The 13,553-nt window shown below is 70.8% G+C and carries 12 protein-coding genes and 2 tRNA genes; 9 read left to right on the top strand and 5 right to left on the bottom strand.

The window, feature by feature from the left end; translation table 11 throughout:
* Nucleotides 1–62 precede the first annotated feature (62 nt).
* Complete coding sequence (pgm, locus tag J0I43_RS03985) at nucleotides 63–1,706, bottom strand: phosphoglucomutase (alpha-D-glucose-1,6-bisphosphate-dependent) (RefSeq protein WP_292859396.1); 1,644 nt, start codon at nucleotides 1,704–1,706, stop codon at nucleotides 63–65.
* A gap of 56 nt (nucleotides 1,707–1,762) precedes the next feature.
* On the bottom strand, nucleotides 1,763–2,413 hold the full coding sequence (locus J0I43_RS03980; protein ID WP_292859393.1) for a hypothetical protein: 651 nt from the start codon (nucleotides 2,411–2,413) through the stop codon (nucleotides 1,763–1,765).
* 64 nt (nucleotides 2,414–2,477) lie between these two features.
* Here J0I43_RS03980 and pheA point away from each other — a divergent pair, with 64 nt between their 5' ends.
* The gene (pheA, locus tag J0I43_RS03975) at nucleotides 2,478–3,449 is read left to right on the top strand and encodes a prephenate dehydratase (RefSeq protein WP_292859390.1); all 972 of its coding nucleotides are present in this window, start codon (nucleotides 2,478–2,480) and stop codon (nucleotides 3,447–3,449) included.
* Nucleotides 3,450–3,573: 124 nt separating this feature from the next.
* On the opposite strand, the gene J0I43_RS03970 is transcribed toward pheA, so the two are convergent.
* The 3 genes from J0I43_RS03970 to J0I43_RS03960 all read right to left on the bottom strand — a co-directional run bounded on the left by J0I43_RS03970 (nucleotide 3,574) and on the right by J0I43_RS03960 (nucleotide 7,155).
* Nucleotides 3,574–4,620 (bottom strand): LLM class flavin-dependent oxidoreductase, encoded by a 1,047-nt coding sequence (locus tag J0I43_RS03970; protein WP_292859387.1) that lies wholly within the window; start codon nucleotides 4,618–4,620, stop codon nucleotides 3,574–3,576.
* Between the two features lie 157 nt (nucleotides 4,621–4,777).
* Complete coding sequence (locus tag J0I43_RS03965) at nucleotides 4,778–6,127, bottom strand: deoxyribodipyrimidine photo-lyase (RefSeq protein ID WP_292859384.1); 1,350 nt, start codon at nucleotides 6,125–6,127, stop codon at nucleotides 4,778–4,780.
* Between the two features lie 5 nt (nucleotides 6,128–6,132).
* Entirely contained in the window at nucleotides 6,133–7,155 is a 1,023-nt protein-coding gene (locus J0I43_RS03960) for a diacylglycerol kinase family protein (protein WP_292859381.1), read from the bottom strand.
* Nucleotides 7,156–7,242: 87 nt separating this feature from the next.
* Between J0I43_RS03960 and J0I43_RS03955 the strand changes: the two genes are divergently transcribed.
* From J0I43_RS03955 to J0I43_RS03920, 8 genes are all read left to right on the top strand, one after another.
* Nucleotides 7,243–8,052: a DNA-formamidopyrimidine glycosylase family protein gene (locus J0I43_RS03955; RefSeq protein WP_292859378.1), complete on the top strand. Its 810-nt coding sequence runs from the start codon at nucleotides 7,243–7,245 to the stop codon at nucleotides 8,050–8,052.
* A gap of 46 nt (nucleotides 8,053–8,098) precedes the next feature.
* Complete coding sequence (gene serS, locus J0I43_RS03950; protein ID WP_292859375.1) at nucleotides 8,099–9,379, top strand: serine--tRNA ligase; 1,281 nt, start codon at nucleotides 8,099–8,101, stop codon at nucleotides 9,377–9,379.
* Nucleotides 9,376–10,302, top strand: a complete 927-nt coding sequence (locus J0I43_RS03945; RefSeq protein ID WP_292859371.1) for an HAD family hydrolase — start codon at nucleotides 9,376–9,378, stop codon at nucleotides 10,300–10,302. Before serS ends, J0I43_RS03945 begins: the two co-directional genes overlap by 4 nt.
* Nucleotides 10,303–10,414: 112 nt before the next feature.
* Nucleotides 10,415–10,499, top strand: a tRNA-Ser gene (locus tag J0I43_RS03940).
* A 21-nt stretch (nucleotides 10,500–10,520) separates the two neighbouring features.
* On the top strand, nucleotides 10,521–11,819 hold the full coding sequence (locus tag J0I43_RS03935; protein ID WP_292859368.1) for an LCP family protein: 1,299 nt from the start codon (nucleotides 10,521–10,523) through the stop codon (nucleotides 11,817–11,819).
* Between the two features lie 97 nt (nucleotides 11,820–11,916).
* A tRNA-Ser gene (locus tag J0I43_RS03930) sits at nucleotides 11,917–12,005 on the top strand.
* Nucleotides 12,006–12,268: 263 nt separating this feature from the next.
* Complete coding sequence (locus tag J0I43_RS03925; protein WP_292859366.1) at nucleotides 12,269–12,397, top strand: hypothetical protein; 129 nt, start codon at nucleotides 12,269–12,271, stop codon at nucleotides 12,395–12,397.
* A gap of 129 nt (nucleotides 12,398–12,526) precedes the next feature.
* Nucleotides 12,527–13,549, top strand: a complete 1,023-nt coding sequence (locus J0I43_RS03920) for a substrate-binding domain-containing protein (protein WP_292859363.1) — start codon at nucleotides 12,527–12,529, stop codon at nucleotides 13,547–13,549.
* Nucleotides 13,550–13,553: the final 4 nt, after the last annotated feature.

Genomic DNA, 13,553 nt, shown 5'->3' with positions numbered 1-13,553 from the left:
GGAGCGGGATCTCTGCTGAGACGGGATGCGATGCGTTCCGTCTCAGCAGAGATGTGCGTTGATCAGACCCCGCCGAGCGCTTCCGCGACGACGGCGCGGGCCTCGGCCTGCACCTCGGCGAGATGCTCCGGCCCGCGCAGGGACTCGGCGTAGAGCTTGTACACGTCCTCCGTGCCCGACGGGCGCGCCGCGAACCACGCGTGCTCCGTCTGCACCTTCAGGCCGCCGATCGCGGCGCCGTTGCCGGGGGCGTGCGACAGCTTCGCCGTGATCGGCTCGCCGGCGAGCTCGGTCGCGGTGACCGCGTCGGGGGAGAGCCGGGAGAGCGCGGACTTCTGTGCGGGCGTCGCCGGGGCATCCACCCGCTGGTACGCCGATGCGCCGAACTCGGCCTCCAGCTCCGCGTAGCGCTGCGACGGCGTCTTGCCGGTCACCGCGAGCATCTCGGAGGCCAGCAGGCACAGCAGGATGCCGTCCTTGTCGGTCGTCCACACGGTGCCGTCGAAACGCAGGAACGACGCTCCGGCCGACTCCTCGCCGCCGAAGGCGACGGAGCCGTCGAGCAGTCCCGGAACGAACCACTTGAATCCGACCGGCACCTCGAGGAGCCTCCGCCCGAGCGCCGCGGCGACCCGGTCGATGATCATCGACGACACGAGCGTCTTGCCGACCGCCGCGTCCGCCGGCCAGCTCGGTCGGTGCCCGTAGAGGTAGTCGATCGCGACGGCGAGGTAGTGGTTGGGGTTCATGAGCCCGGCATCCGGCGTCACGATGCCGTGCCGGTCGGCATCCGCATCGTTGCCGGTGAGGATGTCGTACTCGTGGCGACGCGCGACGAGGGATGCCATGGCCGAGGGCGACGAGGGATCCATCCGGATCTTCTCGTCCCAGTCGAGGGTCATGAACCGCCACGTCGGGTCGACCTCGGGATTCACGACGGTGAGGTCGAGCCCGTACCGCTCGCCGATGAGGGCCCAGTACTCGACCGAGGCTCCGCCGAGCGGGTCCGCACCGATCCGGACCCCGGCGCGACGGATCGCCTCGACGTCGATGATGTTCGCGAGATCGGCGACGTACCCCTCGCGGAAGTCGTACGTGCCGAGGCCGTCGGCGTCGATGTCGGCGAAGCGGGTGCGCGTGACACCCTCGAGCCCGGCGGCGATGAGGGCGTTGGCGCGGTCGGCGATCCAGCCCGTCGCGTCGGTGTCGGCGGGGCCGCCGTGCGGCGGGTTGTACTTGAAGCCGCCGTCACGCGGCGGGTTGTGCGACGGCGTCACCACGATGCCGTCCGCCCGGCCCGAGTCGTCGGCGGCGCGCCCGCGGTTGTAGGTCAGGATCGCGTGCGAGAGCGCGGGCGTCGGCACCCACGAGTCGCGGGAGTCGACGCGGACGTCGACGCCGTTCGCGACGAGGACCTCGACCGCGGTCCGCTCGGCGGGCAGCGAGAGCCCGTGCGTGTCGCGCCCGAGGAAGAGCGGGCCCGTGATGCCCTGCGTCGCGCGGTAGTCGACGATCGCCTGCGTCGTGGCGAGGATGTGGTCCTCGTTGAAGCTCGTCGAGAGCGACGACCCGCGATGGCCGCTCGTGCCGAAGGCGACTCGCTGCTCCGGCACGGAGGCATCGGGCTTGCGATCGTAGTAGGCGGCGATCAGCTCATCGATGTCGATGAGGTCGGAGGCTTCTGCGGGCTGTCCTGCGCGGCTCATGTCCACAGTCTGTCACTGCCGGCGCCGGCCTGCATCGACCGTGCTCAGGCGCGGCGTCAGCCTCGGTGGAGGACGGATGTCGCGGGGGCGCCGCCGATCTGCGACACGAGGGTCAAGGTGTCGCCCGCGCATGTGTACGACGCGTCGGTGACGGGCGCGCCCGCGATCTCCTGGGTCACGGTGCCCGCATCGGTCTCCGCGCCGTTGATCGTCGCCGAGACCTGCAGCCCATCGGTCGACTGGTTCGCCGTCGTGATCCGGTCGGCCGTCGCGGAGTAGGTGCCGGTGATGTCGCCCCCGATGGTTACGAGGATCGTCGTGCCCGACACGGCGGCATCCAGCTGTACCGCCGGCGTCCAGGTGAACGCGCCGTCCGCGCCCAGCGCGAGGGTCGCCGAACCCTGCGGCGTGAAGGTCACTCCGGCGCCGGCCAGAGCGCCGTTGACGTCGGCGTAGAAGCTCTCCAGCTCGCTCTGGCCCATGTTCCACGTCCCGACGAGGCACGCCGCGGCGTCCCCCGACGGGGAGGTCGCGGGCGTGGCCGACGCCGTGCCGGATGCCGAGGCGGAGGGACGCGCCGACGCGCTCGACCCCGACGGGCTCGGTGAGGCGGACTCCGGCACGCACGCGCTCAGGCCGAGCGTGAGGACGGCGGCGACGGAGACCGCGGCGACGGGGAGGAGACGGCGGAGGCGGGGAGTCGTCATGTCGTTCAGGATACGTGGCGCCCGCCGAGGTCGGGAGGCGGTCGCGCGGCTAGGCTTGAGCCTCGTGAGCCTTGATTCCGCCGCACCCGACACCACGCGGACGCGCCGCACGTACAGCTATCTCGGGCCGGCCGGCACGTTCACCGAGGCGGCGCTCAGCCAGGTGCCCGAGGCGCGCGATCAGATCTGGCGCCCCGTGCGCAACGTCGGCGAAGCGCTCGCGGACGTCGTCGACGGGCGCTCGGATGCCGCGATGATCGCGATCGAGAACTCCGTCGACGGGGGCGTCTCGACGGCGCAGGACGCGCTCGCCACCATGCCGGGCCTCCGGATCGTGGGCGAGTACCTCGTGCCGGTGAACTTCGTGCTCGTCGCACGCCCGGGCACGCGCCTCGAGGACGTGAACCTCGTCGCCGCCCACCCCGTCGCGTATGCGCAGTGCCTGCGGTGGCTCTCGAAAGAGCTGCCCGAGCACGCGCACATCCCCGCGGCCTCGAACGTCGCGGCGGCGGTCGGGATCATCGACGGCGTGAGCGATGCGGATGCCGCGATCGCACCCCCCGGCATCCTCGACCACTACGACCTCGAACTGCTCGCCGAGCGCATCGGCGACAATGCGAACGCCGTGACACGGTTCGTGCTCGTGAGCCGCACCGCCCCCGCACCCGCACCCACGGGGGCGGACAAGACGTCCCTCATCGTCGAGCTGCCCGAGGAGTACCCGGGTGCGCTGCTGGAGCTGCTCGAGCAGTTCGCGACGCGCGGCATCAACCTCTCGCTGCTCGCCTCGCGCCCCATCGGCGACGCGCTCGGGCGCTACCGGTTCGTGATCGACGCCGACGGGCACGTGCAGGACGAGCGCATGGCCGATGCGCTGCTGGGCCTGCGCCGGTTCAGCCCGAAGGTCATCTACCTGGGGTCGTACCCGCGCGCGGACCGCGCGATCGTGCACTACCCCGAGCGTTACTCCGACGACGTCTTCCTCGAAGCGCGCGACTGGTTGCGCGGCCTCATCTCCGGCGAACCCGAGGCCTGACCCCTCGCCTCGCGCGGGGGTGCCTTCGTTTCGCGCGGGGGTGCCTTTGTTTGCGTCCACGTGGTGTTCGGCGCCAGAACGAGTGCACCCTCGGCGGAAACGAGTGCACCCTCGGGAGGGAGGGTCAGGCGGCGAGGAGTTCGAGCGTGCGGGTGCGGCCGGTCGCGGCATCCATCGGCTCGGCGGCGTAGGCGCCGGCGACGGGCGAGATCATGATCTCGTCGACGCCGTGCGCCGCGGCGAACGCGGCGAGGCGGCCCCGCTGTTCCGCGCCCTCGCCGACGAACCAGCGGCGGCGGAGCGCGTCGATGAGCGGTGCGGCGAGGCGATCGGAGCCCTCGGCATCCTGCGCCTGTTCGACGGTCTCGAGCGCGACGAGCGGGCGTCCGCCGCGCAGGCGCGCCATCATGCGGGCCTGCGGCAGCATCCGCTCCTCGGCTTCCGCCGCGGTGTCGGCGACGACGGCGTTCGCCGTGAGGAACGTGCGGGGAGCGGTGAGGTGCGCGGACGGCTGGAAGTTCTGCCGGTACAGGTCGAGTGCGCGCTCGAGGCCGTCGCCGGAGAAGTGGTTGGCGAAGACGTACGGCAGGCCGAAGGCCGCCGCGAGCTGCGCCGAGTAGTCCGACGAGCCGAGCAGCCACAGTTCGGGAGCCCCGGTCGCCGCGGGCGTCGCGTGCACGCCGTAGTGGTCCTCGCCGTCCGGGCGTCCGGCGAGGCGGTAGCCCGCGCCCTCGGGGGAGGTGAGCGCGAGGATGTCGCGGATGTGGTCGGGGAAGCGGTCGACGTCGCTCGTCGTGCCGCTCATGCGCAGCAGCTGCGTGATGACGGGGTCGCTCCCCGGGGCGCGCCCGATGCCGAGGTCGACGCGGCCCGGCGCGATCGCCTCGAGCGCCGCGAACTGCTCGGCCACGACGAGGGGCGCGTGATTGGGCAGCATGACTCCGCCCGAGCCGACGCGGATGCTCTTCGTGCGCGCTGCGGCGGCGGCGGCGAGGACCGGCGGGGTCGTCGAGGCGACGGCCGGCATGTTGTGGTGCTCGGCGAACCAGTAGCGGCGGTAGCCGAGCTCGTCGGCGCGGGCGGCCAGCGCGAGCGAGGCGGCGACGGCCTGCGCACTGGTCTGGCTGGTGCGGACGGGGACGAGATCGAGGACGGAGAGCGCGGGAGTCATCCTTCACCCCAACGCTGCGCGCCCCGCCGCCATTCCGCACGCCCGCGAGTGTCCAAGACACGCGGAGCCCCGGCGCGCCCCGTCCGCGTGTCTTGGACACTCGGCGCAGGCGCGCGCAGGCGAAGGCTCGGCGAAGGCGCAGCGGGCGGACGCTGGGTCAGGCGCGCTTGACGACCTCGTACGCGGCGAGAGCCGCCTTCCGGGTCTCGGCGAGGTCGACGATCGGCTCCCGAGCGTCGTCGTCGACGGCATCCGGCGCCCACTCGCGGATGTACCGGCGGTCGGGATCGAACTTCTTCGCCTGCAGTTCCGGGTTGAAGATCCGGAAGTAGGGGGCGGCGTCGGCGCCCGACCCGGCGACCCACTGCCAGTTGAAGGGGTTCGATGCGGCATCCGCGTCGACGAGCGTGTCCCAGAACCACTCCTCGCCGCGGCGCCAGTCGATGAGGAGGTTCTTGACGAGGAAGGATGCCGTGACCATCCGCACGCGGTTGTGCATGTAGCCGGATCGCCAGAGTTCGCGCATCCCGGCATCGACGAGCGGGTAGCCGGTCTCGCCGCGCTGCCACGCGCGCAGTCGCGTCGGGTGCAGGCGCGGCCACGGGAACGCGTCGAACGCGGAGCGCAGGTTCTTCGTCGCGAGCTCGGGGAAGTGGAAGAGGATGTGCCAGGCGAACTCGCGCCAGCCGAGCTCGGAGAGGAAGCCGCCGACCGGCGCATCCGACGACACGGCCGCGTGCCAGATCGCGTGCGGGCTGAGCTCACCCCAGCGCAGACGCGGCGACAGGAGCGAGGTGGCGCCGCCGGCGGGTTCGTCGCGGGCGCGGTCGTAGTCCGCGGCATCCTCGCGCAGGAACTCGTCCAGGCGCGCCCGCGCCGCGACTTCGCCGGGCTGCCAGCGCTCGCGCAGGCCCGCGGCCCAGTCGGGCGCGGTCGGCACCAGGCCCCAGTCGTCGAGAGCGTCGGATGCCGGGTGCCGCCCGGGCCTGCGGAGCTCGCGCGGCTCGGGCAGGGGCTCCCGCGGCGGCGGGAGCTGGCGGCACGCGTTCCAGAACGGCGTGAAGACGCCGTAGGGCGTTCCCGCTCCCGTCCGCACCGTCCACGGCTCGAAGAGGACGGATGCCGCGAACGACGACACCTCGATGCCGTCCGCGCGGAGCGTCTCCTTGAGCCCGGCGTCGACGCCCCGTTCCGCGCCGCCGTAGCGCCGGTTCCAGTACACGGCTCCGGCGCCCGCCTCCTGCACGAGGGCGGGCAGGACGTCGGCGGCGGCCCCGCGGCGGAGGACGAGCGCCGAGCCCTTCTCGCGCAGTCGCTCGCCGAGCTCGGCGAGGGAATGGTGCAGCCACCAGCGTGCCGCGCCGCCGAGGGGTCGGATGCCGGGACTCTCCTCATCGAGGAGGTAGACCCCGATGATCGGCTCGTCGCGGTCCACGGCGGCGCGCAGCGCGGGGTTGTCGGCGAGTCGCAGGTCGTCGCGGAACCAGACGAGCGAAGGCGAGGGCATGGAGACTACCGGCCGGGCGCGGGGTGCCCGGCCGGGACGGCGAGGCGGAGGGCACCGGCATCCACTCGCGCGCTCACCGCGGTCGCCTCGCCGAACTCGTCGCCGTCGAGCTGGATCGGCTGCGCCGCCGCGGCGGCGAGCTCGACCCCGGCGCCCTTCGCGTACCGCACCGAGTTGTCCTTCGTGCGCAGGCGCAGGATGCGCCGGCCGGCGCGGAACTTCCGCAGCACGCTGTTGTCCCACGCGACACGGCGCCAGACGGCGAGCCAGCCGATCGGATTCTTGGGCTGGAAGATGACGACGTCGAGGTCGCCGTCGGCGACGGATGCCTCGGGGATCAGCTCGAGACCGGCCGGCAGCGACCCGCAGTTCGCGAACAGGACGCTCTGGATGTGCGCGCGATGCATCCGGTGCCCGAGCACCTGATACATGATCGGGAAGGGCTTGGCCTTCACGAGGGACTTCGCGGCGCCGTCGACGTACGCGACCCAGCCGACCTTCTTCTTGAGGTCGCCGCGCGTGTTCGCGATCATCGCGGCGTCGAGGCCCATGCCGCCCATCACGACGAACGCGTGCTCCTCGTGACTCCCGTCCGGACGCACGAGTCGCGCCCAGCCGACGTCGATCGCGTGCACGTCGCCCTCGAATGCCGCCGCGACCATCGCGGCCGGGTCGGCGAGCGGCAGGCCGAGGTTGCGGGCGAGGAGGTTTCCGGTGCCGCTGGGCACGATCGCCAGCGGCACGCCGGAGCCCGCCATCGCCTGGCTGACGGCGCGGACGGTGCCGTCGCCGCCCGCGACGAGGACGGCCGTTGCCCCGGCATCCAAGGCTTCGCGCGTCACGCCGTCGCCGAGGTCGTCCACAGTCGTCTCGTAGAAGAGCGGCTCGGCCCAGCCTGCGCGGGAGGCGTGGTCGGTCACCTGCGCGCGCAGCGCGTCGGCATCCACCTTCGTCGGGTTGTAGACGAGCGCCGCGCGCTTCGTCGACGCGGCGGGCTCGGGGGTCGTCGCGCTGTCGGCCGGGGGCATGTCGCCACGATACCGGTGCGCGTCGGGGGCGGCGCGACCGAAGGCGCGCTCTGGTGCCGACGCACGCGAGATGGGACCATGGGGCGCATGCCGGAGTTGCCCGAAGTCGCCGCTCTCGCGGGCTTCCTGCGGGAGCATCTGGTCGGGTCTCGGATCGTGGGGATCGAGCTCGAGGAGTATGGCGCCCTGAAGACCCGCGACCGTTCCCTCGACGAGCTGGCGGGCCGGACCGTCAGCGGCATCCGGCGTTTCGGCAAGCACGTCGCGATCGACACCGACGGGCCGTCGCTCGTCGTCGGGTTCGGGCGGGCGGGGTGGATGGCGTGGCCCGATGCGGATGCCGCGGACGGCGCCGCGCCGGTCATCGCGCGCATGGCCCTGGAAAGCGGCGCCGTGCTGCAGATCACGGATGCCGGCGCGTGGCTGTCGCTCACCCTCTCGGTCGCGGACGACGCCGGAGCGCTGCCCGCGCTCGCGAAGCTTGGTCCCGACCCGGCATCCGCCGACTACGCGACCGAAGATCTCGACCGCGTGCTCGTCGGCAGGCGCAAGCAGCTCAAGGCGCTCCTGCAGGAGCAGGAGTCGCTCGCCGGCATCGGCAACGCGTACTCCGACGAGATCCTCCACGCCGCGCGGCTCTGGCCGCTCACGCACGCGGCGGACCTCGATGCGGGGCAGCGCGCGTCGCTGTACGAGGCGATGCGCGGCGAGCTCGCAGCGGCGTTCAGGGCGCGCGAGGGGGTGCCGATCGACCAGCTCAAGGCGCGGAAGGTCGCGGCGATGCGCGTGCACGGGCGCAGGGGTGCGCCGTGCCCCGTGTGCGGGAACACCGTCGCCGACCTCCCCGGCTCGAAGGGCGCCGCGCAATACTGCCCGACGTGTCAGCCGGAGCCTTGACCTCAAGCCCGCCGTCGGGTGTATGGCACCTAACTAGACTGTCCGGGTGATCGATCTCGTTCTCCTCCGCGACAACCCTGACCTCGTCAAGCGCTCGCAGGAGGCGCGCGGGCAGTCGCCGGAGACGGTGGATGCCGCCGTCGCGGCCGATCGTGCGCGTCGGGCCGCGATCACGGCGTTCGAGGAGCTGCGCGCGGAGCAGAACGCGCACGGCAAGCTCGTCGCGAAGGCGCCGAAGGAGGACAAGCCCGCCCTCGTCGCGCAGGCGAAGGACCTCAGCGACCGCGTGAAGGCCGCGCAGACCGCCGTCACCGAGGCCGAGGCCGAGGCCGAGACCGCGCTCGCGCGCATCGAGAACATCGTCATCGACGGGGTCCCGGCCGGGGGAGAGGACGACTTCGTCACGCTCCGCACGCACGGCGAGCCGCGCGCCTTCGACTTCGAGCCGCTCGACCACCTCGCCCTCGGCGAGAAGCTCGGCGCGATCGACATGGAGCGGGGCACCAAGGTGTCGGGCTCGCGCTTCTACTTCCTCACCGGGATCGGCGCGCGCCTCGAGTACGCGCTCATGTCGCTCGCGCTGCAGCGCGCGGTGGATGCCGGGTTCATCCCGATGATCCCGCCGACGCTCGTCCGCCCCGAGGTCATGCGGGGCACGGGCTTCCTGGGTCAGCACGCGGACGAGGTCTACAAGCTCGAGGCCGACGACCTCTATCTCGTCGGGACGAGCGAGGTGCCCCTCGCCGGCTATCACATGGGCGAGATCCTCGACCTGGCATCCGGCGCCAAGCGCTACGCCGGCTGGTCGACCTGCTATCGCCGTGAGGCGGGTTCCTACGGCAAGGACACGCGCGGCATCATCCGCGTGCACCAGTTCAACAAGCTCGAGATGTTCGTCTACACGACCCCGGAGGATGCCGAGGCGGAGCACCTGCGGCTCGTCGCGCTGCAGGAGCAGATGCTGCAGGACCTCGGTCTCAGCTACCGCGTCATCGATGTCGCTGCCGGCGACCTCGGTTCGTCGGCGGCGCGCAAGTACGACGTCGAGGCGTGGGTGCCCACGCAGGGCGCCTATCGGGAGCTCACGAGCACGTCGAACTGCACGAGCTACCAGGCGCGTCGGCTCGACGTGCGCTACCGCCCGGCCCCGGATGCGAAGACGGGGCCCGTCGCGACGCTGAACGGCACGCTCGCGACGACCCGTTGGATCGTCGCGATCCTCGAGACGCACCAGCAGGCGGACGGATCGGTCGTCATCCCCGAGGTGCTGAGGCCGTACCTCGGCGGGCTGTCCGAGGCGAGGCCGGTCGCGGAGTCGACTCCGTGACGGGCGCGGGCGAGGCGAAGCTGCCGCCGACGGGCTCGATCGAGATCGTGAAGCCGCGGAAGGTGGCGGACCTCGTCGAAGAGATCGCGGCGGATGCCGAGGATCCCACCGTTCCCACCGAGCCGCTCCTCATCGCGCTCGACGTCGACGGGACCGTGCTGCTCGAGGACGAGACGCTCAGCCCGGGCGTCGTCGAAGCGATCGCTCACGCGCACCGCGCGGGGCACGAGGTGATGCTCGCGACGGGGCGGTCGTGGGAGGGGACCCGCGGCATCCAGCACGTCCTGGCGCTCGCTCCCGAATACGCGGTCTGTTCGAACGGGGCCGTCATCATGAAGCGTGCGTCGGGCGACCTCGGCGAGGAGAGCCTGTACGAGCGGTTCCACGTCGAGACGTTCGACCCGACCGAGGTGCTGGCGCACCTGCGCGATCATCTGCCGCGCGCGAAGTACATGGTCGAGCTCGCCGACGGGGCGCGGCTGTACACCGAGCCGATGGATGACTGGAACCTCGTGCACGCGCGCCGGGTGACCTTCGCGGAGCTGTCCGCGCAGCCCGTCTGCCGCGTCGTGGTCGTCTCGCCGGACGAGTCCGACGAGGACTTCCTCTCGCTCGTCGAACGGATCGGGCTCACCAAGGTGTCGTACGCCGTCGGGTGGTCGGCCTGGCTCGACATCGCGCCCCAGGGCGTCGATAAGTCGACGGCCCTCGAGAAGGTGCGCACCTGGCTCGGCGTCCCGCCGGAGCGCGTTCTCGTGATGGGCGACGGCCGCAACGACGTCGGGATGTTCCGCTGGGCGCTGGAGCACGGCGGGCGGGCGATCGCGATGGGCCAGGGTCCCGATGAGGTGCGCCGCGAGGCGGGCGAGACGACGGCATCCGTGCACTCCGGCGGCGTCGCCGACGTGCTCCGCGCGCTCTGACCGCGCGGGTACCCGGCATGCATGCGGCGTGTTCTGCCGTGCCGTTCAGGGGCCGCTCAGGCGCGCGCGGGAAGATGAGGGGTCGCCTCGACTAGACTCGCCCTGCTGTACGGGAGGGTTGTCCGAGCGGCCGATGGACCTGGTCTTGAAAACCAGTGGGCAGCAATGTCCCGTGGGTTCGAATCCCACACCCTCCGCTTTTCGTCGAAAGGACACCCGTGAGCGCACGCAGTGATCGCGCGCGACGGACGCCCGTTGCACGGCACGGCATCCTCCGCTCCCCGAACCCGTTCCTGCAGGTGCTCACGGTGCTCGGTGCGATCGTCGCGGTCGCCGTCATCAGCGTGAGCGCGGTCGGTGCGTTTGCGGTGTGGGATGCCGCGCGCGCCGTCGAGGCGGCCGGTGTCTCGATCGGCGACGACGATTCGCAGCTGCCCCCGTCGATCGGCGAGATCGAGGGCGGCGTGAACATGCTGCTCGTGGGGACTGACTCGTGTGAGGGGCCGAACACGGCTCTGTCGGGCGCGTGCCAGGCGGGCGACACCGACGGCGAGCGCAACGACGTCACGATGCTCGTGCACATCTCCGACGAGCCGCGGCGGGTCACGGTCGTCTCCTTCCCTCGCGACATGATCGTCCCGATCCCGGCGTGCACGGGGGAGGACGGCACCCAGTATTCGGCGATGAGTGCGCAGATGCTGAACGTCTCGTACATGTACGGCGGTCTGGCGTGCTCGGTGGCTACGGTCGAGCAGCTCACCGGTGTCGACATCACGTACGCCGCGGCGATCCGCTGGACGGGCGTCATCAGCATGTCCGACGCCATCGGCGGCGTCGACGTCTGCGTCGCGGACGACATCAGCGACGATCACACGGGCCTCAACCTCACGGCCGGTACCCACACGCTCCAGGGCGTCGAGGCGCTCCAGTTCCTGCGCATCCGCCATGGGATCGGCGATGGTTCGGACCTCGGCCGCATTTCGAACCAGCAGCAGTTCATGAGTTCGATGGTGCGGAAGCTCCAGTCCGGCGGCGTGCTCGGCAACCCCGCGACGCTCCTGAACCTCGCGACAACCGCCGTGCAGCAGGTGACGAACGGGCAGCTCGTGCTGAGCAACTCTCTGGCCAACCCGCAGCGCATGGTGCAGATCGCGATGGCCGTGCGTTCCGTGCCGTACGAGGACATCGCCTTCGTGCAGTACCCGACCGCCTATGCCTCTGACGGTTCGCGCGTCGTGCCTCTGACGGATGCCGCGTCGGTGCTCTTCGACGCGCTCGCCGCCAACCAGCCGTTCCAGCTGACCGGGTCGACGAGCGACGGCTACGGCACCGCCGTCGTCGGCGAGGCGGACCAGGCGCCGGCCACGCCGTCGGCGACGCCGGACCCGACCGCGACGGATGCCGCGGCGCCGGATGCCGGGACGGATGCGGCGGCGACGGAGACCCCGGTCGCGCTCCCGCCGACCATCACCGGCCAGACCGCCAAGCAGGTGACCTGCACGCAGGCACAGCGCTGATCCTTCGGCCGTCCAGCGGCTGTCGTGGTTCGGCGGGAGCGTCGGCACCGGTTATGATTGCCGGGTGCGTTCGCACGGCTTCGGCCGTTGGACGCCTGGAGACGTCGCATAGTCAGGCCTAGTGCACCACCCTGCTAAGGTGGAGTCCCCTTACGGGGACCGAGGGTTCAAATCCCTCCGTCTCCGCGAACTGAAATGGCCCGAGATCCCTTGAAAACACTGGGATCGCGGGCCATAGCTTTCTCATAGAGTTGCCTGCTTGCGTAAGATTTGCGTAAAGCCGCACGAACTCGCTCTGTGATCCCTCTTTTGTCAGATCCCGATGCCGGGGGCCTCGGGAGGGAGCACAATCGGCGGCTCGCTGGGCCGGTAGATCGGTCGCCGTGGCTCTTGCCAGCGGCGTTCTGACGGAAGACTGCCTCGGCGCGGGGGGGGGCAAGCCTGACCCCGTGGATGAGCAGGACGGTGCGCTGACGCGCCCCACGCCATGGGCGGGTGGCGTGCTTGGCGGTCGGCACCTCATCGTTTACATCTTGGAAATATCGGTGGAACGCCACCGACTCGTCTATCACTTCTGATAGACATGACGCTATCGTGATGATGTCAAAGCGAATGCGATGACCCGGTAGCGATCAACGAGGACACCACCAGGAGGAACGATGAAGCACACTTTGATGCGCCTAGCGGCGGTAGCCGCCGCCGGGGCGATGGCCGTGACCGGCCTTGTCGGCTGCAGCAGCGACGGCACGGGCGGCGACGTAGGGGGTGCGGAGACCATCTCCGTGGGCTTCTCCCTCAAGACCCAGGATGCGCCCTATTTTGTCGCGCTCGGTGAGGCGATCAAGAAGCATGGCGAAGAGATGGGATGGGACGTCTCCGTCCTGGATGCCGGGAACGACGTCCAGCAGGAGGCGTCCAACCTCGAGACCTTCATTTCCCAGAAGAAGGACGTCATCTTCATCGACCCGGTGGAGCCGGAAGCGGCGTTGCCGAGCATCGCGCTCGCGGACGAGGCCGGGATCCCCGTGATCGCGGTGGACAATGCAGCAGCTGAAGGCGCGAAGATCGTGACGAACGTCTACGCGAACAACCCCGAGAACGCCCGGCTTGTCGGTGAGGCCTACGCCCAGAGCACCACGAAGCCCATCGAAGGTGTGATTTTGAGCGGCTCGAAGGTGGATCTCGGGAGCTACCAGCGTCGAGTGGGCCTGCTCGCCGGGTTCATCGAACAGCGCACCGGTCAGCCGGCCGCAGACGCCCTCAAGGAAGCCGAGGAGTTGGAGCAGACACTCAAGGACACCGGATCTGCGGCCTACCCCGACGCGCAGCTCAAGATCGTGGCACAAGGCTTCGGCGACTGGTCTGAGGACGGCGGCCTTCAGGCGATGGAGGACATCATCACTGCGCACCCGAACATCACCACGGTCTTTGGCGAGAACGACGACATGCTCTTCGGAGCGATGACCGCGCTGGCGAACGCCGGCAAGGACGACGTGGACATCGTGGCAGCTGCCGACGGCGCCGCCAAAGCGCTCGCCCTCATCGCGGACGGCAAGTACTTCGCCACTGGTCTGAACAGCCCCGACCTCATCGGCGAGACCGCCGTCGACATCGCGGCTCAGATCCTCTCGGGTGAGAAGACCGCTGACGACTTCGACTTCGTGACGCTGACAGAGGCCGTCGCGATCACAAAGGAGAACGTCGCCCAGTACATGGACCGAGGGTTCTGAGAGG

This window comes from Microbacterium sp., from assembly GCF_017305435.1.
Lineage (GTDB): Bacteria > Actinomycetota > Actinomycetes > Actinomycetales > Microbacteriaceae > Microbacterium.
This window is presented reverse-complemented; position numbering and strand designations above follow the sequence as displayed.